Genomic DNA, 21,812 nt, shown 5'->3' on the forward strand with positions numbered 1-21,812 from the left:
GAGGACGATACGGATGAAAACAAGCATCGCATCTCATTTATTGGAGAAGGTTCGAGCGGAAAATCCACTTGTTCATAATATCACCAATCAAGTCGTGACGAACTTTACAGCGAATGGTCTGCTTGCTTTAGGCGCTTCGCCGGTCATGGCAAACGCCAAAGAAGAAGTGGCAGAAATGGCGCAATTAGCCGATGCGCTTGTGCTAAATATTGGCACACTGACCAAGGAGACGGTGGAGTCCATGATTCTGGCTGGACAATCTGCTAATAAAAAGGGGATACCTGTTCTATTAGATCCTGTCGGCGTTGGTGCGACAACGTTTCGTTTGAAAGCGGCAAAACAGCTGTTAGAGCAAGTGAACATAACCGTTGTCAGAGGGAACGCTGCAGAAATTGCTCATTTACTTGAAGTGGATGGCTGGGAGTCAAAAGGCGTGGATGCGAAAGCGGCCAACGGAGATGTATCGGCACTAGTCAAACAAGCAGCGAAGACACTTCAGACGGTTGTGGTGATTACAGGGGAAGTCGATGTAGTGTCAGATGGAGAGGACGTGTTGTCTATTCATAATGGACATGAATGGCTCACCAAGGTGACGGGAACAGGCTGTTTACTGACGTCTGTTATCGGGGCATTTTGTGCAGCAGGTGAAAGGCCGCTTCACGCATCGGCAGCTGCTCTATTGTTTTATGGTGTCGCAGCTGAAAAGGCAGCTCAGTACACCCAGAATAAAGGGCCAGGTACGTTTCAAATGGAATTGCTCAATGCACTCTCACACACAACTGGCAATGATGTGTTGACGCTAGGGAAAATAGGGAGGAATGTCACATGACAAAAACTGATCAACAGCAAATCAAACAGCAATTATCGGTTTATTTTATTATGGGAACAGCGAATACAAGCCGGCAACCGCTTGATGTGTTAAAAGAGGCGATTCAAGGCGGAATCACCATGTTTCAATTTCGAGAAAAGGGCGAGGGAGCCTTGCAAGGAGAAGAGAAGAAACAATTGGCTCGTCAACTTCAAGTACTTTGCCAAGAAGCGAATGTTCCGTTTGTTGTAAATGATGATGTGCAACTAGCGATAGATCTAGATGCAGATGGCGTACATGTTGGACAGGAAGATACAAATGCAGAAGACGTCAGACAAAAAATCGGGGATAAAATATTAGGTGTATCTACGCATAACCTAGACGAAGTGAAACAAGCCATGAAAGACGGTGCAGATTATGTCGGCATGGGTCCAGTCTATCCAACAGAAACGAAAAAGGATACACGCAGTGTCCAAGGAGTCTCATTGATCACTGAAGTGCGTCATCATGGACTTCATATTCCGATTGTTGGCATCGGGGGTATCGCATACGATAATGCAGCACCAGTCATACAAGCAGGAGCAGATGGTATCAGCATCATCAGCGCCATTAGCCAGAGCGCTGATCCTAAGAAAGCAGCAGAAGAATTAAGAGCACTTGTTACATCAGAAAAAGCATTACTTTAATACGGAAGAGACATGGATTGACTCAATTCATGTCTTTTTTGATTTCGGGGATAATAGACAGGTGAGAAACAATTGTGTACAATCAAATTGTTCGATTTTTATCGAAATGACAGGTAAATAAAGGAGAATGAACAATGGAAGTGCTCGATATGTATTTTCGCCGCTACGATGAAGCTGGAAAAGGGCAAGAACAAATGGATGATTTGCTCGCATTGTTTTCTGACGATGTCATGATTGTCTTAAATGGTGCAGAGAAGCCAGGTATCCAAGCGTTTACACAGTTTTTAAACACATTTTTCCACGTGCATGAAGACATCAAACATATGTGGGATGGATGGGAAAAAAGAGAAGATGGCAAGTATGAAACCAACTGGGCCGTGTGTGGAAAACTTTCGGATGGCCGTGTTTATACAGCAGAAGGAATTGATATTGCAGAACTAGACGACAAAGGAAAGATCGTTTATTTAGAAAACGTACCGAAAATTCCAGAGTTATTTCAGCGCTATTAAAAAGCCGGCTCATCAGCCAGCTTTTTTATTTGTCTAAAGAATAAGCCTCGATGGCTTCTTTTGCCGATGTTTCTTTATCAAAAATAAGGTGGCGGCTATACACTTCACTTAAATGCAGCGATTCTTGATCTAAGTGATCTATAAGCTCAAAGACATCTAATATGGCTGCTAATTTTATGGTCGTTTGTCCACCTGCAGCATTCTCAAAGGTTTCTTCTGGAAAGCTTTTTTTGACGATATCTTTTACTTTACGATGGTTTTTTGCTCGCACCAAAATGATTCGTTCTTCAAATATTTTATCGGGCATATTGCTTGGTGATGAGATGGATTCAAATAATAACTTGGCAGAATATAGCTGACGCATAAGTAATGTCACTTCTTTCTTGCAGCTTTTCATTGTACACGCGTGAAATGATTTCCAGTATGTGACTAAAATGATAACATATGAATGACGTAGTGTAGGAGAAATAGATCTATAACGGGGGGATAGTCATGAAGAAAGTGATTGATAACAGAGGAGAAACACATGAAATTTTGTTGATCATCGTCACCTTATGCTCTCTTATCACGTGTAGAAAAATTGCGAGATTAGAAAAGTATAAAGATAAGTTGAAGGGTCAATTTATACCTTACTAAGGAAAAGAAGAACACAAAAAAGCCGGCTCCAGCGTGTAGACAAACCATCGCATTCGGAATCAGTCCTGCGTGCTGGTGCTCACAAATGTCAAATTCGCTCTGCGCCAGTACTCGTCCTTTCAAGGGCTACAAAGATTTTCTATCACAATGAAAAGAAGAGAAAGGGCTAAAATCAAGATCATTTTAGCCCTTTGTCAACAATATGAAGCCGTCTCTTCCTTATGAATCAGTATCCATATGCATCCCTGTATGTGCCTTTACTTGAATTTCCGTAAAGGTGTCTTCATCTGCTTTTTCAGAAGAGAAGATCGTGCCTAAGTATGCGGCAAGGAATCCGAGCGGGATCGAGATAATGCCAGGGTTTGACAGCGGTATGAGCGGATCTCCTGTAAAGATAGCTGCTCCCGATGGGTCCCAGACGCTTGGGCTGAGCGAGACGATGATCAGTGCGCTCAACAGACCTACTAAGCTCCCTGCAATGGCACCCGTAGAATTAAATCGTTTCCAAAAGACAGTGAAGATAATCAATGGTAAATTTGCACTTGCTGCCACTGCGAACGCAAGTGACACAAGGAAAGCAACGTTTAACGATTGGGCAAATAATGCAAGAATAATAGAAAGAATGGCCACGCCGATAGAAGCAAAGCGTGCGGCCTTCACCTGTTCCCGTTCACTCGCTTTCCCCTTGCGGACGATCTGACTATAAAAATCATGCGCAAAGGCAGACGCAGCAGATAGGACGAGACCAGTTACGACCGCCAAAATGGTCGCAAAGGCAATAGCGGAAACAAAGGCAAATAACAGATCTCCTCCAAGGGCTTGGGCGAGCAGTGGGGCAGCCATATTTCCTGCTGCATCTTCTGCTGTAATCGCGTCTGTTCCAACGAAGGCAGCTGCACCGAAGCCAAGGAAAACCGTCATTAAATAAAAAATACCGATGATCCACGTAGCGGATAGAACAGATTTACGCGCAGAAATGGCATCCTTCACCGTATAAAATCGGATCAAAATGTGCGGCAAACCTGCTGTCCCAAGCACTAAAGCAAGGTTCAAAGACAAGGTCTCTAAAGGCACATCATATTTATTTCCCGGGTGAAGAAATGATCCACCGAGCGGGGTCGCTGTTTTCATCTCCTCAAACATCTTGAGCAGGCTAAAATCAAACTTTGCAAATACAAGCAGTGAAATAATCAGTGTTCCTAGCATGAGAAGCACAGCCTTTGTGATCTGTACCCAGCTCGTTGCGATCATGCCGCCAAACACGACATAAATGGTCATCAAGACACCAACGATTAGCACCGCAATCCAGTAATCAATGCCAAGAAGCAGCTTGATTAATGCACCTGCCCCAACAAGCTGTGCAATCATATAAAAAGTAGAGACTGTGATTGTGTTAAACGCGGCTACCCCTCGAATGGCAGGGCGTTTAAATCGTGCAGCAATCATATCAGCCATCGTATATTTACCTAGATTTCGAAGCGGTTCGGCCACAACGTAAAGAACGACAAGATACGCCACGAGAAAGCCAATGCTATAGAAAAAGCCATCAAATCCATTCAAAGCGATCATTCCAGCGATTCCTAAAAATGATGCAGCAGACATATAGTCTCCGGCGATGGCAAGTCCGTTCTGAAACCCAGTCAGACCTCCACCTGCTGTGTAAAAGTCGCTCGCATTGCTCGTTTTTTTCGCAGCAAAATACGTGATGACCAATGTGAGCCCTACGATCGCTATGAATAAAATAAAAGCGGTCATGCTCATTCGTCATCACCTCTCGATTCAATTTTTAAAGCGCTTACATATTTGTCGAACTGAGCAGCTTTCTTCGCATAAAGTCCACATAATACCCAGGTCATCACAAATTGTGTGAGGGCGAATAACCACGCCCATGAAATCGCGCCAATTGCCGGCGTGTTCAAAAAGGTGAAGTAGGATGTAGCAACCGGAAGTGAAAAGTAAAAGAGAAAAAAGAAAATCGTCATCGGTACGATAAATCTGCGTTTTTCCTCGAGAAGTTTTCGAAAATCCTCTGAAGCGGCAACCTTCTTATAGTGAACTTTTTTGTCTGCCATTGTTTCCTCCTTTGTACGAATTAGGGACAAGGTACTCCAATGCATATGAGACGATCTGGTTGTTTATGACAGTATATCATAAAAAAGGCACCCGGAAAGGGTGTTTGAGCCTAATTAAAACATGACTTTATCTTCAGGTATTTTTTGCTTCGCACTGGCTTACCCGGATTTCTGTGGTAGCGGTAAGAAATATAAAAAGTCATAAGGACATTCATCTGAATCAAGGGCTGCACAGTTTATCGAAACACAAAAAAGTACGAACGAAAAATAGAAGATTATCAAAAATTTACAGGTAATATTCCTCCATGTCAGGAGGAGTGTTATAACTGCTCCACTACTTGATCCAAAAACAACCGAGTTGGCATGTTGACATTAAGAATTACATAAACATGAGAAAAAGCAGGCTAATGAAGCCTGCTTCTTTTTTAATATTTTTTCCCAAGACGTGTCGTATGTGAAACTGTTTTAACATGCTTTTTACGCTTTGAATCTTTGTAGACAGATAAGACAAATTTGTTGTTCCAGTAGCCGTTTTTCGGGCTGTAGTACGTTTTGAATGTGTAATGAAAGACTTTTTGACCTGTTGATCCTGAAGCGGATGTTACTGCTGTAGCTATTATGGCTACTGCTTTCAGTGTCAAGACTGCGCCAGCTATAGCACCGGTCCCCGTTGGTAATGCTAAAATAGCACCTGTGACAAGAGCGACAATAGCAACAGTGATGTTGAATTTGTTTTTATAGTTTTTTACAAGTCTCCATTGGTAATCTTTGTTTGTTGTGCTAATCTCGCTGTCTTCATTGATTAATTCTTTTCCAGCTTCTTTAAATTCCTCTAACTCAACTAATTCATTGTTGATACGAAGTTCTTTTTTTGCTCGGTCAAAAGAGACGGTATCAACTCGTTCGCCATTATCAATCGTTATTGTTTGAGTGCTGCCTTTGGTCACGGAATTGAAAGTATGTACCTTACCTTCAATTTCAGTTTGATAAGATTCTTTAATTTCTTGAGGTTGGTGGGTTATTGCTGCTACGGTTTGTAATGGAACTGTTAGAAATAACGTCAGGCCTAAAAGCACGATTATGAACTTTTTCATTTTGGATATTTCCCCCTTGTTTTTTGTGCAATAATGTACATATGGATAAAAAATGCTTTTCTTTTAAAAAAAGTTAATTTAGGAGTGATTGATGTGTTTTGGAATTGGGTAGTGGGCATGATCGGGATAATCCTAGGAGCTTGTATCTTTGCAACGGAGTTCGAAGATGCTACTTTCTTCACTCGCTTTATGTTCAAGCTTATTGCGATTTTACTTCTTGTGTTTTCAGTGACTTTTATTAAGTGGCGGCGGAAAAAAATAAAACAGCATAAGTCATAGTACTCCCTCCTTTTTCTTGACATGTTTTCATCCTAGCATTGATTGATTCACCTTTGGGAATTCAATGGAAAATTTCTTTTTGGGTTGCGGTGACCGCAATATAGGTTCTTTAATATGGTCTTCACTTGATAATAAAGAACAGGCTACAGAGCCTGTTCTTTTGTTTCTTAAAAAACATTGAGTCTATTTCAAAAACACCACCAAGAGCGTTTATATTCGATACTAAGCACCTTTATTTATGCTCGGGGATTTTCCATAATGTGATACTGCAAATGCGCTTATATGGGATTTAAATGGGTTAACAGCGATAGCATTTAAAAACCGATATGTCTAGTGTCCTACTTGCTTAAAAAACGTTTGCGTCATGCCGAAAATTTTACATATTAATGGATAAATAGGTTTTTATTAGGAATTGATATGCTAACATTTATTAAAAATTGGTTTTCTAGGGGGGATTGTAGATGGCGTCTATACCGTCTCCAGTTGTAGCGATCAAGATAAATGAATGGTATAAGCATATAAAAAGATTCAATGTTAAAGAGGCTCAGATGCTAAGGGAAGAGGTTAGAAAAGATATAGATGTCATGGAAGAAGATGAACAGGCGGTTCTTTATTTTCAGTTAATGGAGTTCCGTCATCAATTGATGACAGACTATGTGCAGCCTTCTAAAGAACCACTTGAAAAATCGGATTACTTGAAAGCTGTAGAAGGACAAGGAAAAAAGATGTCAGCCATTCTTGAATACTATTTTAATTTTTTTCAAGGAATGTATGAATTCAAAAATGGTGAGTTTATTAGAGCTATTGTATTCTATAAGCGTGCGGAAAAGCGCCTTGAGCAAGTAGGGGAGGAGTTAGAAAGAGCAGAATTTTATTACAAGTTATCAGAAGTGTTTTATCACATGAAACAGACACACGTATCTATGTATTACGTTGGTCTTTCTTATGATACTTATAAGGCGCAAAAGAGCAATTCCCTTTATATGATTCGAGAAATTAATTGTCTAACTGTTATGGCAGGTAATTTCATTGATTTTGAATGCAGAGAAAAAGCGCTTCCTCATTTAATGTCAGCTTTAGAAAAATCTAAGGCAATTTCTAATAAGCCAATGATTGTGAAGTCATTATTTAATATTGGGTGCTGTTATAAAGGATTAGGTGATTTTAATAGGGCGCTAGCTTATTTTAATCAGGTTATTCTAGAAGGAGAGCCTATTAATGCTATAGAGTTGCTATTGGTTTATTACGAATTATCGTTATTTCATTTGAGTCAAAAGGAATTTATTGAGGGTGAAAGATTTTTCAAAAGAGGCTTGGAAGAAGCGAAGAATAGAAAAAATGATCTATTTTTATCGTTGCTGATGTTATTGGAAATTTTATTTTTAAAAACAGCAAACTTAAGTGAAGTCTTGAACTCGTTGGAAAAATTAGAGAATGAGAGGGGTTATCCATACATGGAAGACCTAGCGCTCGAAGCGGCTCGGTACTATAATGAGAATGGGCGTATGGATGAATCTGTAAAAATGTATGAAAAAGTGATGTACGCCCGAAAACAAATCCAAAGGGGCGACTGTTCATATGAATGTTAAAACGGTTCTTACTGGTTTTTTGGGTGCTACAGCATTGCTAGGTGTGATCTCATTATCATCTGTCGATTTTGATGTGAATTCAAGAAATGCTACTTCTCCAGAATCCACTGATCTGACTGTAAATGCTACAGGCAGTAGCGTTACTACTGAGGGTTTTGCTGTGAGGAATGGAACCCGTTCTAGTGAAAATCCTGATGTTCGTTTTGGAACACGTGATTCTAGGTTATCTACTTGATGAATTAAACTGACCTTTAGGATTTGTCAGGCTGTCGAGAAAATCTCGACAGCTTTATTGTCCCAGAAAGGTTATCGATTCTATAAATCAGATCCGAAAGCTTGTGCTCCGTGTCCTTTTCTTGAAAGCTGCACAAGATTTCAAAAGCACCAAAAGGTCATTTCAAGACACGTGTGGGAAGCCTTTTTCATTCTCACCTTACATCATGACATGGAAAATAAAAAGAATGTAGAAAAACATGAGTTTCTCTACATTCTGTGCACCCGAAAAGGGTGCTTTCTATCGATAATTTGCAAGAAATGTTTGTCTCGCTTTTTCATATGCTTCCGCATCAAAATGATCTCCGCATTTGTGGATGCACCAAGGCTCTTCTTGCCTTGCAATGCCAACCTCATAGCCTTGTTGCATGAATTCAAAGGATTGCGAAACATCATAAAAATGAAAACCATCAAAGAGATCCTCACGCCACTTTACATCATACTGCGTCGCCATAAAAAGACCATCAATCGCTGAAGCGTTGATATAATCTTGCGCTTCGGCCTGTTGACGACCATTTTCAAATGAAAGCAGTTGATAGGTGTCGTGACGATATTCAATGACTTTCCCCCTGCAATCAGAACTCTCCCACCAGATCCCATTGTCAGGCACGCTTTCTGCACCTATGACCCCAACCATCCCAAGTGATGGATGCTGTAAAAAAAGCGGGATCAACTCAAGAAGCATATGCTGTTTGACAATCAATGTATCTTGATGAAGATAAATTTTAAACTGAGCTGGATGAGTGATGGCTTCATTATAAGCAGAGGTCATACTGGATGCATGTCTAATCGGCAAAACCTCCACATGATATCCATGGGGAGCGGGAAGTGAAGCGAGCTGCCGAAAGCAAGCCTGAAACATCGACTCATCATTTACACATAAAACAAACAGGATGGTGGGGTTACTCATGAAGCTGAACCGCCTCAACTACATACTGATAGGCGGTAGCGGCCTCATGAAAATCTGAACGAATGCCATGCTTCATGAGTAATTCATGTAAATCACTCATCACGCTCTCATAGGAAGGATGCTGTACGCGAATGGTTTCGAGTTCGCGAATACGGAAGCCTGCTGATTGAAAGAGTGCATGAATTTCATGAAGAGTGAAGAAACGCAAATGAGTTTGATCCATTAATCCTGCATCTGTATAAGTGAATCTGCCGGCTAATAATTCTAAAACGGTTGATATGTGACCGATATTCGGAATGGATGACAGAATGGCTCCTTCTTTTTTTAGGAAAGGTTTGACCTTCTTTAAAACGGCCCACGGGTCCAATAAATGTTCAAGGACATCTCCGAAAATGATGCAGTCAAATTGTTCCTGTTCGTAAGGGAGCGTCATCTGTTCAATATTTCCGCATAGCACATGATCTAGCTCTTGTTCAGCCTCTTTTGCTGCATCCTCAAACGATTCAATTCCATAAATGGTCCGTCCTTTTTGTTTCAGGACTTTTCCAAGCTTGCCTGTGCCGCATCCGATATCCAATAAAGACGTCCATTCCGCGCGGATACGGCTGACAATGACCGGGTTCACGCCATGATAATACTGATCCTTTTTTTGGTGATAATAGGAAAGGGACTCTGAACTCACGCTCTACCCACCTTTCTGCTTTCTCATTGCTTTCATGCTTAATATATGGGTGGGGAGCTTGGTTTTATAACGAGAGAAGGACAATTTTCATGAATGGTGGCTAAAAAGGGATCATATAAAGAACGGGAAACGGACTGTCCTCCTAATATAGAAAGACAGAACCCCATGAGTGGAAGGGATTGGTATGAAGGGGTGTTCTACTGTAGCGTATCGTCATGAAAGGATTTTTAAAAGGTCAATTGACAAGTCAGAACTTTTAGCCAAAGCAGTCTGAAAGACAAAGGATAACGGCGTTGATTTACGGTTTGTTTATCATCTTCTGATCACCGTTGGATGTTAAAAAAGCTTGTATTTCTTCGATGGCTAGTCCAATTTTTTTCGCTTCCTGAATCAAATAAACCCACTCTTCGTCAACTCTTCTTTTCACTTGCGTATCCATAATATCCTCCAGTTCAATAAGACATATTCATCTGCAACCAATGACTTGAACAAACCGTCTAGTAACTGTACGTGTGGATGAAAACAGCGCAAAATAGATTTTGTCGAAAAATGATGACATTTAACCTATTTTGTAAAATCTATCACCTACCACGTTCCTAAAAAAATGACTAAAAAACCCATAATTATTGATTTCTTACTTCTAATAATAAACAATTGTACAGTCAGTTAAAAGATTATAAATTAAAATAATGAAAAAGACCTAAATCATTTGGCTTATATAAACCAATTAGGTTGACATTTGCCATCGAGTAGAACAAATTTCATCTGTGCAGAACGTACATATTGTTCGTTTGGGAAGTTCTTCTCAAGATGGTATTCTAAAAGAAACAGAAACCACCAAGAAGGAATGAAGAAAGACATGTATAGCCTTTTTCAAAAGTATCAAGAAGTTGTCATGTATCTTGTGATGGGTGTGTGTACAACCATCGTCAACATAGTCAGCTTCTACTTATTCGTTGAGATGTTTTCCATGGATTATAAAACAGCTACAGTTGTTTCATGGGTATTTGCTGTTCTCTTTGCTTATATCACCAATAAGAAGTATGTCTTCAAGCAAAAGGCTCGTGATACGAAAAGCCTTATGCGTGAGCTTTCTTCATTTTTTAGTGTTCGTCTCATGTCTCTAGGTGTCGATCTGGGGCTGATGATTTTATTTGTGAGCCAAATGGCGCTCAATGAAACGGTCGCAAAAATTCTTGTCAACTTTGTGATTGTGGTCGTGAATTACGTCGCCAGTAAATGGTTCGTCTTCAAGAAAACAAAAGAAGATGCGATTTAACATATGAAAAAAGATAGGTGATGTGAAATGAGCAGCAGGCCAGACGAATTATATGACGTCATATATCAGCAAACAGAAAAGCAGCATGAACAAGTGTTGAGGCTAGTCAAAGAAATGACCGCACATCCAGAATCGTTTTCGGAACAAGAAAAGGAAAAGATCAACCGAATGGACATTGCGCTTCAAACAGCAACGGACATTTTGGAAAACTTAATGACACCTGACACGCAAATGTCCATTGTTTTAAGACAAGGGAGAATTCATGTTGACCTGACGAAAGCGTAAAAGAAGCAGCCAATTGTGAAAGCGGCTGCTTTTTATTATGCATCGCTTGTTTCCCGCAGTTGCTTTGGAGACATGCCGATTTTCTTTCGAAAGACTTTATTCAAGTAATTCGCATTTCTATAGCCGCACTGTATGGCGATTTCTTCAATCGAATATTTTGTTGTTTTCAATAACGTTTCCGCCTTTTCTAACCGAATATTGGTTAGGTAGTGAATAGGTGTGAAGCCAGTGGCCTTTTTGAATTCCCTCGTAAAATGACTTTTGGATAAACGTGCCGCAGCTGCCATATCGTCTGGGCCAATTTCTTCGTGAAAATGATGGCTGGCAAACAAGGCAGCTTGAACGATGGGCTCGGGCCATTTCTCCATTTGTCCCTCAAGCTTTGGCAAATATGAATACAGTTCCATGACAAATTGATAAGCAAGGCTAGACCCCTCAAATGGATTGGTAATCCGTCTTTCACTGGCTTCATCATAAATGGTCTTGAGCAGGCGGATCGGTCTGGAATTCGGATGAAAACGCATGACCTGCTTTCCTTGGTCAATAAATTGGTCAAAGCAAAGATCGCAGGATTCCCCGTAAAGCGTTAAATAGAGAAATTCCCAATGCTCACTGTCTTCTGGAAAATAATATTGGTAGGCACTAGGGCTTTTCACGAGAAAGGCCTGACCCGGCAATACTTTGAAACGTTTTTCTCCGATTTCAATCATGCCATGTCCAGACAGTGTGAGCTGAAAAATGCACTTGCCCTGATCCTTCCGCTCCACGCCATTCCAGCTATATAACGAAGAAGATTGAACTTCCCAGCCAACAGACCAGATTTGTGCCGGCAATGTCACATCAGAATGGTGAAAACGAAATGCAAATGCTTCTTTCTTCAAATTGGAAACCCTCCTTCACAGCAAAAAACAACCTTTTTCTATTTATAATCATGTTACACCTCATATCACATCGTACCATTCACAGCAAAAAAAGGGTATTTTTTAACGATTTTTTTACCATTGAACGGATGTTGCTGTGACAACTAAAATAAATAGTATCAGAAGAGAAAAGGGGAATGGATATGATCGGTACGTTACGCGCGGCATTTCACCAGCAATTTGGAGATAGAGAAGAACTTCGCTATTTTTTTGCCCCAGGAAGAGTGAACTTGATTGGTGAACATACAGATTATAATGGAGGACATGTGTTTCCATGTGCGCTTACTCTCGGAACGTATGCTGCTTGTGCAAAACGTTCAGATGGCCGCATAAGAATGTATTCCTTGAACTTTGAGGGCGATGGTGTGAAAGAATTCAATCTTTTTGAAATCGCTTACGTAGAATCGGACGGCTGGGCAAATTATCCGAAGGGTGTGTTCAAACAGTTTATAGAAGCAGGAATGAAGATAGAAGAAGGCTTTGACATTGTGTACAGCGGCAATATTCCAAATGGGGCAGGTCTGTCTTCCTCTGCCTCCATAGAGCTTGTCACCGCTGTTCTCATCAATGAATGGCATTCATTCGGCGTTTCAAATGTCCAACTCGCTCTTCTTTCTCAGCGTGCAGAGAATGAATTTATTGGTGTCAATTGCGGGATCATGGATCAGTTTTCGATTGCCCTTGGAAAAGAAGATCACGCCATTTTGCTCAATTGTGATACCCTTGCCTTCGAATATAGTACGTTTCGACAAGATGGACTTGCGCTTGTCATCGCCAATACAAATAAAAAGCGGACACTGGCAGATTCCAAATATAATGAGCGCCGGGCAGAGTGTCAATCCGCTTTAAATGATCTACAGAAAAAAATCGACATTACCCACTTATGTGAGCTCACTGCGGATGAATTTGCAGAGGTTGCCCACTTGATTGAAGATGACATCTGCCGCAAACGGGCAAGACATGTCGTGACGGAAAATGAGCGGACCATAAGAGCGATAAATTTCTTGAAAAATGATAAAATTGAAAAGTTAGGCGCACTCATGAAGGCTTCTCATCTTTCATTAAAGAATGATTATGAAGTAACAGGACTTGAACTAGATGCACTGGCTGAAGCCGCTTGGCGGCACCCGGGAACGATTGGCTCCCGTATGACAGGTGCAGGCTTTGGCGGATGCACGATCAGCATTGTGAAAGAAGAGCAGCTGGTGTCATTTATAGAAGAAACTGGTGCGATGTATCAAGAGAAAACAGGCATTCAAGCCTCCTTTTACACAGCTGGAATTGGAGGCGGCGCAAGAGAACTCACGAAGGAGGAAGTGTAATGACAATTTTAGTTTGTGGAGGAGCAGGGTACATCGGCAGTCATGCGGTGGCGGCTCTTCTAGCGAAAGGCGAACGAGTAGTGGTAGTGGATAATTTGCAGACAGGCCACAAAGAAGCTGTTTTGGAAGGAGCTGTCTTAGAGAAGGGGGATTTACGAGATCACGCTTTTTTAAGACAGGTGTTCAAAACGCATCAAATAGAAGCGGTCATGCACTTTGCGGCAGATTCACTTGTTGGGGAGAGTGTGACAGACCCGCTTAAGTACTATGACAACAACGTTGGCGGAGCAACTGCTTTACTACAAGTCATGAATGAATTTGATGTGAAGCACATCGTCTTCTCTTCCACTGCTGCTGCATACGGTGAACCGAAGCGGGTACCGATCGTTGAAACGGATGAAACGAACCCAACAAATCCTTATGGAGAAACGAAACTAGCGATTGAAAAAATGCTGAAGTGGTCTGAAGAAGCGTATGGAATAGAATACGTAGTGCTTCGCTACTTTAATGTAGCTGGTGCCCATACAGAAGGGCTTGTCGGAGAGGATCATCAGCCTGAGACGCATCTCATTCCAATTATTTTGCAAGTTGCTTTAGGAAAACGAGATCAAATCATGATTTATGGTGATGATTATGAGACAGAGGATGGCACGTGTATTAGAGATTACATTCATGTGATGGATTTAGTAGAGGCACACATCCTAGCTGTTGACCGCTTGCGTGCTGGAAAAGGCAGTGCGACCTACAACTTAGGGAATGGAACAGGTTTCTCAGTGAAGCAGGTCGTAGAAGCCGTCAGAAAAGTCACGGGGCATGCCATCCCGGCACAAGTGGCAAAAAGGCGCGCGGGAGATCCAGCAAAGCTGATTGCTTCTTCTGAAAAAGCGCTGCAAGAATTAGGATGGACACCTCAATATGCTGACCTTCACACGATCATTCAGAGTGCGTGGGATTGGTTTCAAAAGCATCCAGATGGCTATCAAAGTGAATAAAACGTAAAGACAGGCAAGAGAGGGGGCAAAGGGAATGGCGATTGATATTTTTGAAAAGCTGGAACAGCTGATTCAATATGGGATCAATAAAAAGCTCATAACATCACTAGATATCGAATATACGAGAAATCGATTGCTTGAGGTGCTCAGGCTTGATGAAGCGGAAACAAGAACAGTCCCAGGAGAAGAAGACCTTGAAGACATCTTAATGCCAATGCTCGATTGGGCAGTAGAAACAGGGCTAATTCCTGAGGGGACGGATACGTATCGTGATTTACTAGATGCGAAAATTATGGGCTGTTTGGTGGCTCCTCCAAGTGTTATCTATGCGAAGTTTGAAGAAAAGCGCAAGCAGGAGGGACCGAAGGCTGCTACGAGCTGGTTCTATGAGATGCAGAAGCATGCCCATTACATTCATACAGGCAGGATCGCCAAAAATGTACAGTGGTTTACACCAACAGACGATGGCGTGCTGGAGATCACCATTAATCTATCAAAGCCAGAAAAAGATCCTAAAGCCATCGCTCAAGCGAAGAAGCTCAGTCAAAAGCAATATCCCCTTTGTCTCCTTTGTAAAGAAAACGTTGGGTTCGAGGGCAGGGTCAATCATCCAGCGAGACAGAATCATCGGATCATTCCTGTGTCACTCTCAGGCGAATCGTGGTTTCTGCAATTTTCACCTTATGTGTACTACAACGAGCATTGCATAGTGTTCAAAGGCAAACATGAACCAATGAGCATCACCAAAAAGACCTTTGAACGACTGCTTTCCTTCATATCTATATACCCGCACTATTTCATCGGGTCAAACGCCGACCTTCCGATTGTCGGAGGCAGTATATTAAGTCATGACCATTTTCAGGGCGGTGCACATGAATTTCCGATGGCAAAAGCAGAGATGGAAGAAGTCTTTTCTCTCAAAGCCTTTCCAAATGTGCGAGCTGGTATTGTGAAATGGCCGATGTCTGTGATCCGCCTTCGAAGCAGTGAGCAGCAGTCGCTCGCAGACGCAGCAGATTTTATCTTACATGAGTGGAAACTGTATTCAGATGAAGAGGTGGGGGTGATCGCTCATACAGGAGAGACTCCTCACAATACCATTACTCCTATTGCTCGGCGTCACGGGGATGACTATGAATTAGATTTAGTGCTGCGTAATAACCGGACAAACAAGCAGCACCCGGACGGCATTTTCCATCCGCACGAAGAAGTTCACCATATTAAAAAAGAGAATATCGGATTAATTGAAGTCATGGGCCTTGCTGTGCTTCCTGGTAGATTAGCAGAGGAATTAAGCCAATTAAAAGAGGCTTTACTATCCGAAAGTCCACTTGAAGAAATCAAAGCCCGTCCTGAAATCATGAAGCACGAGGCTTGGGCAAAGCGGATGCTTGAAGAGAACACCTTTACAGAGGATAATACTCAAACCATTTTACAAAAAGAACTTGGTGTTATTTTTTCTCGAATTCTCTCACAGGCAGGTGTGTTTAAAAGAACTGAGCAAGGGAAAACAGCTTTTAACCGTTTCATTCAAACACTTCAAACAGGCAGGTGATTAGATGATTGAACAAGTAAGAGAGCTAATGGAAGATAAGCAGCTTGATGGTGTTTTGATTCAAAAACGAAATAACTTCTCATGGCTGACAGGCGGAAGAAGGAATCATATTGTGTTAAATACGCCAGAGGGTGTGTGCCAGCTACTCGTCTTAAAAGACGACATCGTTCTCATTGTGAATCAAATGGAAGAAAAGCGGATCATTGAAGAAGAAATGGCGTACGTCGATCATCCGTTTCAAGTGGTCACAATGGATTGGTATGAGGATGAGACCCCATACATTCAAGAACTCACAAAAGGTAAACGAATTGGGACGGATATTCAAATGGAAGGATTCGAATGGATCGAACCGGATTTGTCGCATGTTCGCTCGATCCTAACTGCTTCACAGCTCAGACAATATGAAAAACTCTGTCATGAAACAGCAGTCATTGTAGAAAGTGTCTGTCAAGAAATCGTTCCAGGGCAGACCGAGCACGAAATTGCTTCGCTTGTTGCTCAAAGAGCCATTGCTCAAGGGATGACGATAGAAGTCCTGCTTGTGGCAACAGATGATCGGATCCATCAATACCGTCACCCGATTCCAACAGATAAAGCCCTTCAAAAGCACGCGCTTGTTGTTCTCTGCGCGGAGCGTCACGGGCTCGTTGCAAATGTCACAAGGTCTGTTTACTTTGGTCAGCTTCCGAAGGAGCTTGCAGAGAACAAAGAGCGGCTAGCACGAATTGACACGGTCATGAATGCCGCCACACGTCCTGGGAAAACATTAGGTGATGTTTTGAAAGCAGGTATTGCTCAGTATGAAAGAGAGGGCTTCCCTGATAGCTGGAAAAAGCTCCATCAAGGGGGAAAAACGGGATTTGTATCTAGGGAAATCATTGCCGTTCCTTCAGCAAAGGAAGAAATTCAGATGCATCAAGTGTTTACATGGAACCCTTCATTGCCTGGACTGAAATCAGAGGATACGATTGTGGTAGAAAAAGAGGGCAACCGTTTTTTAACGTATACAGGCAAGTGGACGTACATGGACATTGAACATGAAGGGAACATCTATAGACGACCTGACATCTTAGTGAGAGATGAATAAATGTAGATTGCCGGCGCTGAGCCGGTTTTTTGCTGGAAGTCTTTAGAGAGATTCTACTAATTCAGCATCATTACCAATTCTTACAGCGTATACACAGAGGATCGATACTTTCTTTTCTTGTGAACTTGCGTTAAAATGAGTAAGGTTTTTGTTAAATGTGGGGATACCTATTTCGAAATTGTTTACCTAGATAAAATTTCATTAAGTTAAATTGAAATTTGACCAAACTTTTTTATTGTGGTAAACCTAAATTTGACAAAGTTCTTGATTGTTTGTCCTTTGCCTTCAACTCTCAACTTTTCAAAATCCTAGAAATTTATTGTGTGTGCAATAATATAAATTTATGTCGAATTTATGACATTTTAATAGAAATCTGTTGAAAAATAAATGAACTTTTGAAAAAAGGGAAGCTAACTCTAACAGATTTTGATAGCATTACAAAGGGAAGAAAAGTTTTCGAAGGCAGATGGCTTTTCACAATTATTCAGCAATTTATACATTATCTAAGGAAGGATGGTGATCTTCTTGTTCAGAGCCATTAAACCTATGCTTTTATTAGCGATGCTCGTGAGTGTTTTTCTATTAGGAGGTTGCAGCAATATCGCTGTTTTAGATCCTAAAGGACCTGTCGCAGCACAACAAAAAGACTTAATCCTTTTATCCATCGGATTCATGCTCTTTATCGTTGGTGCGGTATTTGTATTGTTTACCATTATTTTGGTTAAATACCGTGAGCGTAAGGACGTTGGAAACGCCTCTTATAACCCAGAACTACACGGGAATACGCTTCTAGAAGTTGTCTGGACAGTGATCCCAATATTAATCGTTGCTGCCCTTTCAGTTCCAACTGTAAAAACCATTTACTCTTTGGAAGAGGCACCTCAAGCAACAAGCCATAAAGATCCTCTTGTCGTTTATGCTACAGCTGTTGATTGGAAATGGATTTTCAGCTATCCAGAGGAAAATATTGAGACAGTGAACTACTTAAACATTCCAAAAGATCAGCCGGTTTTATTCAAAATCACTTCTGCTGATACAATGGCATCACTATGGATTCCTCAGCTAGGCGGGGAGAAGTATGCGATGGCTGGAATGGAGATGGAACAATATCTTCAAGCTGATCAAGTTGGCACATATGAAGGAAGAAACGCCAACTTCACAGGCGAGGGCTTTGCTCAACAAAAATTCAAAGTCAATGCGATGAAGCAGTCTGACTATGATAAATGGGTAAGCAAAACGAAAAAAGAAGCACCGAAGTTAACGAAGAAAACGTATGACTACTTGATGCTTCCTGATGCTGCAGATGTGCAGACATTCTCATCAACACATTTATCCTTTGCGAAGCATGGAGAGGATTCTGAATACGCACTCCAAGCACGCAAACGTTTAGGTTACCAATCAGTTTCTCCGCATTCCAAAACAGATCCTTTCGAGAATGTGAAGAACTATAAAAGAAAACTAGATAATGAATAAACTGACTAAGGAAAGGAGGAGGCCGTTATGCATTTGAAATGGGATGAGTTTTTTGTAACTGGAGACCCATTAATTCTTGGTGCGCAAATTTCTATCGCTCTTACTTCCATTGCTATCGTGTTTGTTTTAACCTACTTTAAAAAGTGGAAATGGCTCTGGAAAGAATGGCTAACATCAGTTGATCATAAAAAGCTTGGGATCATGTATATCCTTGCTGCTGTGATTATGTTCTTCCGCGGTGGGGTAGACGGACTGATGATGCGCGCACAGCTGGCGCTTCCTAATAATACGTTTTTAGATTCCAACCACTATAATGAAATTTTCACAACGCATGGTACGATCATGATTTTATTCATGGCGATGCCATTTTTAATTGGTTTAATCAACGTCGTTGTACCTCTTCAAATTGGTGCGCGTGACGTTGCATTCCCTTACTTGAACAACCTGAGTTTCTGGACATTTATGGTCGGAGCGATGCTGTTCAACATTTCCTTCGTTATTGGAGGATCACCAAGTGCAGGCTGGACGAGTTACATGCCGCTCGCCGGAAATGATTTCTCACCAGGACCTGGACAGAACTATTACTTGCTCGGGCTCCAAATTGCAGGTATTGGTACACTTATGACGGGTATTAACTTCATGGTGACCATCTTAAAAATGCGTACAAAAGGTATGACGCTCATGCGTATGCCAATGTTTACATGGACAACATTGATCACGTCTGTCATCATCGTATTCGCATTCCCTGTACTAACAGTTGCTTTAGCACTTATGACATTTGATCGTTTATTCGGTTCTGCATTCTTTACACTCGAAGCAGGCGGTATGCCAATGCTTTGGGCGAACCTTTTCTGGATTTGGGGACATCCTGAGGTATATATCGTTATCCTGCCGGCTTTCGGTATTTTCTCAGAAATCTTTGCGACGTTCTCAAGAAAACAGTTGTTTGGTTACAAAGCGATGGTTGTATCGATTGTGGCAATCTCTGTTCTTAGTTTCCTTGTGTGGGTTCACCACTTCTTTACAATGGGGAACAGTGCAGCGGTTAACTCATTCTTCTCGATTACAACAATGGCGATTTCCGTACCAACAGGTGTGAAAATCTTTAACTGGCTCTTTACGATGTATCGAGGCCGTATCAGTTTTACTTCACCAATGCTTTGGGCACTTGGTTTCATCCCGAACTTTGTTATCGGTGGTGTCACTGGGGTTATGCTTGCGATGGCAGCTGCGGATTACCAGTACCATAATACGTACTTCCTAGTATCCCACTTCCACTATGTATTAATCGCAGGTACTGTCTTTGCATGTTTTGCTGGTCTTGTTTTCTGGTATCCAAAAATGTTTGGTTACAAGTTAAACGAAAGAATCGGCAAATGGTTCTTCTGGGTATTCATGATCGGATTTAACATCTGTTTCTTCCCGCAGTACTTCTTAGGACTGCAAGGAATGCCAAGACGTATTTATACGTACGGACCAGAAGATGGCTGGACTGCACTAAACTTTATTTCAACAATTGGTGCATTTATGATGGGTGTCGGATTCATCATCCTTTGCTACAACATTTACTACAGCTGGAGACACGCGAAACGTGAAGTGTCTGGAGACAGCTGGGGAGAAGGACGTACTCTTGACTGGGCGACATCTTCTGCAATTCCGCCGCATTATAACTTTGCAGCACTTCCAGAAGTGACAACACCAGATGCATTCCATCATTGGAAGCAAAACAATGTAGACGTTCATCCTGAGAAAGAATTCAAGAAAATTCACATGCCGCACAATTCAGGTAGACCGCTTATCATGTCTGCATTCTTCGGACTTGGAGCATTCGGTCTTGTATTTGAATGGTACTGGATTGGCGTTATTGGCTTAATCGGTGTATTCGCAACAATGATTTTACGTTCATTTGAATATGATGATGGCTACTATATTCCTGTTGAAGAAGTGATTGAAACAGAGAAAAAGAATAAGGAGGCGCAAAAGTAATGGGACATAATGATAGCAGCTATGCAAATGCACCGCTTGAATATCAGTCTGAAACGGGACGTTTAAACATTCTTGGTTTCTGGATATTCCTTGGCGCGGAAATCGTGTTATTCTCAACACTTTTTGCGACCTACTTTGTTCTTCATGGCAGAACAGCTGGCGGCGTTTTACCAGCTGAGCTGTTTGATATGAAGCTTGTATTGATCATGACATTCCTGCTATTGGTTAGTTCATTTACATGTGGGATTGCTGTTCATGAAATGCGCCGTGGAAGTACAAAAGGGGTTGTCATTTGGACGATTCTTACACTGCTTCTAGGTGCAGGATTTGTTGGATTTGAGCTTTTTGAGTTCTTCCATTATGTACACGAGGGTGCGAGCATCCATACAAGTGCGTATTGGTCTGCATTCTTTGTACTCTTAGGAACTCACGGATTACACGTATCTATCGGTATCTTCTGGATTACCGGGGTCTTGTTCCAAATTAAAAAACGTGGATTAACTCCACAAACAGCATCGAAGATTTTTATCTCAAGTCTATACTGGCATTTCCTTGATGTTGTATGGATCTTCATCTTCACAGCTGTTTACTTGATCGGATTAGGGGGGCTTTTGTGATATGGCTGGAAAAACACATTCCTCAGCAGAGCACGAACACTTCCCTTGGAAACACGTAGTTGGCTTCATTCTATCCATCGTGCTAACCGTTTTAGCATTCTGGATTGCTATTGGAGCTGAAATTGGCAGTTCTGCAAAACTATGGATTATCTTTGGTTTTGCTTTCATTCAAGCGTTCTTGCAGCTATTCATGTTTATGCACATGACAGAAAGCGAGAACGGAACTGTTCAAGTCGGAAATACATTGTTTGGTCTGTTTTGTGCGATTATCTTCGTTATCGGATCTGTTTGGATCTTTGCGGCTCACTACAGCCACGGAGAGAACAGCAAAGACGGTTATTCACCTTCTGCGCCAAAGCAATCTGAGCATTCAGAGAAATAATAAAAAACCACTCATCTTTTAAAGGTGAGTGGTTTTTATCTTTGATGTTGATAACGCCCTTCAATAAGTGGGCGTTATTTATCTGGTGCTACTGAATCTTTTACGAATGAATGGAAGTCCATAAATGAGGAACGCTGCAATGTGTGCCAAAATGACGTTAATGGCAAAGAATGCGATCATGAAGGTATGTCCTGCTGGAGATAAACTGCTTGTCATGTAAAGACCGAAGAAAATCCACATAATCATAATGGGTGGAATAGAAGCAAGTGCAATTTTTCTGTTTTCCAACCATAAAAACAGGGGTGTAGCCGTTGCAATACATAGGTACGCAAAGAACATATCCATCGTATCCAACTCCTTTGTAAGTTGATGTTCA

The 21,812-nt window shown here is 41.5% G+C and carries 24 protein-coding genes; 15 read left to right on the top strand and 9 right to left on the bottom strand.

Annotated elements, in window-relative coordinates; all coding sequences use genetic code 11:
* Positions 1-13 precede the first annotated feature (13 nt).
* The 3 genes from thiM (at position 14) to GPS65_RS01150 (ending at position 2,003) form a co-directional block, all read left to right on the top strand.
* The gene (thiM, locus tag GPS65_RS01140) at positions 14-829 is read left to right on the top strand and encodes a hydroxyethylthiazole kinase (RefSeq protein WP_012011689.1); all 816 of its coding nucleotides are present in this window, start codon (positions 14-16) and stop codon (positions 827-829) included.
* The gene (thiE, locus tag GPS65_RS01145) at positions 826-1,494 is read left to right on the top strand and encodes a thiamine phosphate synthase (protein WP_012011688.1); all 669 of its coding nucleotides are present in this window, start codon (positions 826-828) and stop codon (positions 1,492-1,494) included. Before thiM ends, thiE begins: the two co-directional genes overlap by 4 nt.
* Before the next feature lie 134 nt (positions 1,495-1,628).
* Positions 1,629-2,003 (top strand): nuclear transport factor 2 family protein, encoded by a 375-nt coding sequence (locus tag GPS65_RS01150; protein WP_012011687.1) that lies wholly within the window; start codon positions 1,629-1,631, stop codon positions 2,001-2,003.
* Between the two features lie 25 nt (positions 2,004-2,028).
* Here GPS65_RS01150 and GPS65_RS01155 read toward each other — a convergent pair whose 3' ends face one another.
* From GPS65_RS01155 to GPS65_RS01170, 4 genes are all read right to left on the bottom strand, one after another.
* Entirely contained in the window at positions 2,029-2,367 is a 339-nt protein-coding gene (locus GPS65_RS01155) for a DUF4288 domain-containing protein (RefSeq protein WP_012011686.1), read from the bottom strand.
* A 491-nt stretch (positions 2,368-2,858) separates the two neighbouring features.
* Positions 2,859-4,400 (bottom strand): solute symporter family protein, encoded by a 1,542-nt coding sequence (locus GPS65_RS01160; RefSeq protein ID WP_012011684.1) that lies wholly within the window; start codon positions 4,398-4,400, stop codon positions 2,859-2,861.
* Complete coding sequence (locus tag GPS65_RS01165) at positions 4,397-4,711, bottom strand: DUF485 domain-containing protein (protein WP_012011683.1); 315 nt, start codon at positions 4,709-4,711, stop codon at positions 4,397-4,399. The genes GPS65_RS01160 and GPS65_RS01165 overlap by 4 nt, the downstream gene beginning before the upstream one ends.
* Positions 4,712-5,136: 425 nt before the next feature.
* Positions 5,137-5,805 carry a hypothetical protein gene (locus GPS65_RS01170; RefSeq protein WP_012011682.1) on the bottom strand — a complete coding sequence of 223 codons (669 nt, stop codon included), beginning with the start codon at positions 5,803-5,805 and terminating at the stop codon, positions 5,137-5,139.
* Between the two features lie 740 nt (positions 5,806-6,545).
* Here GPS65_RS01170 and GPS65_RS01175 point away from each other — a divergent pair.
* A complete protein-coding gene (locus GPS65_RS01175; protein WP_012011680.1) occupies positions 6,546-7,673 on the top strand; it encodes a Rap family tetratricopeptide repeat protein in 1,128 nt (375 codons plus the stop codon).
* On the top strand, positions 7,663-7,908 hold the full coding sequence (locus GPS65_RS01180; RefSeq protein ID WP_012011679.1) for a hypothetical protein: 246 nt from the start codon (positions 7,663-7,665) through the stop codon (positions 7,906-7,908). The genes GPS65_RS01175 and GPS65_RS01180 overlap by 11 nt, the downstream gene beginning before the upstream one ends.
* 279 nt (positions 7,909-8,187) lie before the next feature.
* Here GPS65_RS01180 and GPS65_RS01185 read toward each other — a convergent pair whose 3' ends face one another.
* The 3 genes from GPS65_RS01185 to GPS65_RS01195 all read right to left on the bottom strand — a co-directional run bounded on the left by GPS65_RS01185 (position 8,188) and on the right by GPS65_RS01195 (position 9,977).
* Positions 8,188-8,856, bottom strand: coding sequence for a glycosyltransferase family protein (locus GPS65_RS01185; protein ID WP_012011678.1), 669 nt, complete (start codon positions 8,854-8,856; stop codon positions 8,188-8,190).
* Positions 8,849-9,538, bottom strand: a complete 690-nt coding sequence (locus GPS65_RS01190) for a class I SAM-dependent methyltransferase (RefSeq protein ID WP_012011677.1) — start codon at positions 9,536-9,538, stop codon at positions 8,849-8,851. Before GPS65_RS01190 ends, GPS65_RS01185 begins: the two co-directional genes overlap by 8 nt.
* 298 nt (positions 9,539-9,836) lie before the next feature.
* Positions 9,837-9,977, bottom strand: coding sequence for an anti-repressor SinI family protein (locus GPS65_RS01195; RefSeq protein WP_003215413.1), 141 nt, complete (start codon positions 9,975-9,977; stop codon positions 9,837-9,839).
* A 456-nt stretch (positions 9,978-10,433) separates the two neighbouring features.
* Here GPS65_RS01195 and GPS65_RS01200 point away from each other — a divergent pair, with 456 nt between their 5' ends.
* Together GPS65_RS01200 and GPS65_RS01205 are read left to right on the top strand one after the other, a co-directional pair.
* Positions 10,434-10,817: a GtrA family protein gene (locus GPS65_RS01200; RefSeq protein ID WP_012011676.1), complete on the top strand. Its 384-nt coding sequence runs from the start codon at positions 10,434-10,436 to the stop codon at positions 10,815-10,817.
* 27 nt (positions 10,818-10,844) lie between these two features.
* The gene (locus GPS65_RS01205) at positions 10,845-11,102 is read left to right on the top strand and encodes a hypothetical protein (RefSeq protein ID WP_012011675.1); all 258 of its coding nucleotides are present in this window, start codon (positions 10,845-10,847) and stop codon (positions 11,100-11,102) included.
* A 35-nt stretch (positions 11,103-11,137) separates the two neighbouring features.
* On the opposite strand, the gene GPS65_RS01210 is transcribed toward GPS65_RS01205, so the two are convergent.
* The gene (locus GPS65_RS01210; protein ID WP_012011674.1) at positions 11,138-11,983 is read right to left on the bottom strand and encodes an AraC family transcriptional regulator; all 846 of its coding nucleotides are present in this window, start codon (positions 11,981-11,983) and stop codon (positions 11,138-11,140) included.
* A 176-nt stretch (positions 11,984-12,159) separates the two neighbouring features.
* Between GPS65_RS01210 and GPS65_RS01215 the strand changes: the two genes are divergently transcribed.
* The 8 genes from GPS65_RS01215 (at position 12,160) to qoxD (ending at position 21,436) form a co-directional block, all read left to right on the top strand.
* On the top strand, positions 12,160-13,344 hold the full coding sequence (locus GPS65_RS01215; RefSeq protein WP_144481790.1) for a galactokinase: 1,185 nt from the start codon (positions 12,160-12,162) through the stop codon (positions 13,342-13,344).
* Positions 13,344-14,336, top strand: coding sequence for a UDP-glucose 4-epimerase GalE (gene galE / locus GPS65_RS01220; RefSeq protein WP_012011672.1), 993 nt, complete (start codon positions 13,344-13,346; stop codon positions 14,334-14,336). Before GPS65_RS01215 ends, galE begins: the two co-directional genes overlap by 1 nt.
* A 34-nt stretch (positions 14,337-14,370) precedes the next feature.
* On the top strand, positions 14,371-15,891 hold the full coding sequence (gene galT, locus GPS65_RS01225) for a UDP-glucose--hexose-1-phosphate uridylyltransferase (RefSeq protein ID WP_012011671.1): 1,521 nt from the start codon (positions 14,371-14,373) through the stop codon (positions 15,889-15,891).
* A 4-nt stretch (positions 15,892-15,895) separates the two neighbouring features.
* On the top strand, positions 15,896-16,978 hold the full coding sequence (locus tag GPS65_RS01230) for a M24 family metallopeptidase (RefSeq protein ID WP_012011670.1): 1,083 nt from the start codon (positions 15,896-15,898) through the stop codon (positions 16,976-16,978).
* A gap of 516 nt (positions 16,979-17,494) precedes the next feature.
* Positions 17,495-18,451, top strand: coding sequence for a cytochrome aa3 quinol oxidase subunit II (qoxA, locus tag GPS65_RS01235; RefSeq protein WP_088002709.1), 957 nt, complete (start codon positions 17,495-17,497; stop codon positions 18,449-18,451).
* A gap of 27 nt (positions 18,452-18,478) precedes the next feature.
* Positions 18,479-20,437 (top strand): cytochrome aa3 quinol oxidase subunit I, encoded by a 1,959-nt coding sequence (gene qoxB / locus GPS65_RS01240; protein ID WP_003215069.1) that lies wholly within the window; start codon positions 18,479-18,481, stop codon positions 20,435-20,437.
* Complete coding sequence (qoxC, locus tag GPS65_RS01245) at positions 20,437-21,054, top strand: cytochrome aa3 quinol oxidase subunit III (protein WP_012011668.1); 618 nt, start codon at positions 20,437-20,439, stop codon at positions 21,052-21,054. Before qoxB ends, qoxC begins: the two co-directional genes overlap by 1 nt.
* 1 nt (position 21,055) lies before the next feature.
* Positions 21,056-21,436 carry a cytochrome aa3 quinol oxidase subunit IV gene (gene qoxD / locus GPS65_RS01250; protein ID WP_012011667.1) on the top strand — a complete coding sequence of 127 codons (381 nt, stop codon included), beginning with the start codon at positions 21,056-21,058 and terminating at the stop codon, positions 21,434-21,436.
* Between the two features lie 78 nt (positions 21,437-21,514).
* Here the strand turns inward: qoxD and GPS65_RS01255 are convergent, their stop codons facing one another.
* Positions 21,515-21,781, bottom strand: coding sequence for a spore morphogenesis/germination protein YwcE (locus GPS65_RS01255; protein ID WP_003215279.1), 267 nt, complete (start codon positions 21,779-21,781; stop codon positions 21,515-21,517).
* Between the last annotated feature and the right edge of the window lie 31 nt (positions 21,782-21,812).

It is taken from the genome of Bacillus pumilus, from assembly GCF_009937765.1.
Classification (GTDB): domain Bacteria; phylum Bacillota; class Bacilli; order Bacillales; family Bacillaceae; genus Bacillus; species Bacillus pumilus_O.

What these genes read in the sequence shown, in the direction of transcription:
- GPS65_RS01200 (WP_012011676.1), top strand. Translation starts at nt 10,434, where the DNA reads ATGTATCTTGTGATGGGTGTGTGTACAACCATCGTCAACATAGTCAGC.
- galE (WP_012011672.1), top strand. Translation starts at nt 13,344, where the DNA reads ATGACAATTTTAGTTTGTGGAGGAGCAGGGTACATCGGCAGTCATGCG.
- GPS65_RS01165 (WP_012011683.1), bottom strand. Translation starts at nt 4,711, where the DNA reads ATGGCAGACAAAAAAGTTCACTATAAGAAGGTTGCCGCTTCAGAGGAT.
- qoxD (WP_012011667.1), top strand. Translation starts at nt 21,056, where the DNA reads ATGGCTGGAAAAACACATTCCTCAGCAGAGCACGAACACTTCCCTTGG.
- GPS65_RS01255 (WP_003215279.1), bottom strand. Translation starts at nt 21,781, where the DNA reads ATGGATATGTTCTTTGCGTACCTATGTATTGCAACGGCTACACCCCTG.
- GPS65_RS01170 (WP_012011682.1), bottom strand. Translation starts at nt 5,805, where the DNA reads ATGAAAAAGTTCATAATCGTGCTTTTAGGCCTGACGTTATTTCTAACA.
- GPS65_RS01195 (WP_003215413.1), bottom strand. Translation starts at nt 9,977, where the DNA reads ATGGATACGCAAGTGAAAAGAAGAGTTGACGAAGAGTGGGTTTATTTG.
- galT (WP_012011671.1), top strand. Translation starts at nt 14,371, where the DNA reads ATGGCGATTGATATTTTTGAAAAGCTGGAACAGCTGATTCAATATGGG.
- GPS65_RS01150 (WP_012011687.1), top strand. Translation starts at nt 1,629, where the DNA reads ATGGAAGTGCTCGATATGTATTTTCGCCGCTACGATGAAGCTGGAAAA.
- thiE (WP_012011688.1), top strand. Translation starts at nt 826, where the DNA reads ATGACAAAAACTGATCAACAGCAAATCAAACAGCAATTATCGGTTTAT.
- GPS65_RS01185 (WP_012011678.1), bottom strand. Translation starts at nt 8,856, where the DNA reads ATGAGTAACCCCACCATCCTGTTTGTTTTATGTGTAAATGATGAGTCG.
- GPS65_RS01160 (WP_012011684.1), bottom strand. Translation starts at nt 4,400, where the DNA reads ATGAGCATGACCGCTTTTATTTTATTCATAGCGATCGTAGGGCTCACA.
- thiM (WP_012011689.1), top strand. Translation starts at nt 14, where the DNA reads ATGAAAACAAGCATCGCATCTCATTTATTGGAGAAGGTTCGAGCGGAA.
- GPS65_RS01205 (WP_012011675.1), top strand. Translation starts at nt 10,845, where the DNA reads ATGAGCAGCAGGCCAGACGAATTATATGACGTCATATATCAGCAAACA.
- GPS65_RS01230 (WP_012011670.1), top strand. Translation starts at nt 15,896, where the DNA reads ATGATTGAACAAGTAAGAGAGCTAATGGAAGATAAGCAGCTTGATGGT.
- qoxC (WP_012011668.1), top strand. Translation starts at nt 20,437, where the DNA reads ATGGGACATAATGATAGCAGCTATGCAAATGCACCGCTTGAATATCAG.
- qoxB (WP_003215069.1), top strand. Translation starts at nt 18,479, where the DNA reads ATGCATTTGAAATGGGATGAGTTTTTTGTAACTGGAGACCCATTAATT.
- GPS65_RS01155 (WP_012011686.1), bottom strand. Translation starts at nt 2,367, where the DNA reads ATGCGTCAGCTATATTCTGCCAAGTTATTATTTGAATCCATCTCATCA.
- GPS65_RS01215 (WP_144481790.1), top strand. Translation starts at nt 12,160, where the DNA reads ATGGATATGATCGGTACGTTACGCGCGGCATTTCACCAGCAATTTGGA.
- GPS65_RS01180 (WP_012011679.1), top strand. Translation starts at nt 7,663, where the DNA reads ATGAATGTTAAAACGGTTCTTACTGGTTTTTTGGGTGCTACAGCATTG.
- GPS65_RS01175 (WP_012011680.1), top strand. Translation starts at nt 6,546, where the DNA reads ATGGCGTCTATACCGTCTCCAGTTGTAGCGATCAAGATAAATGAATGG.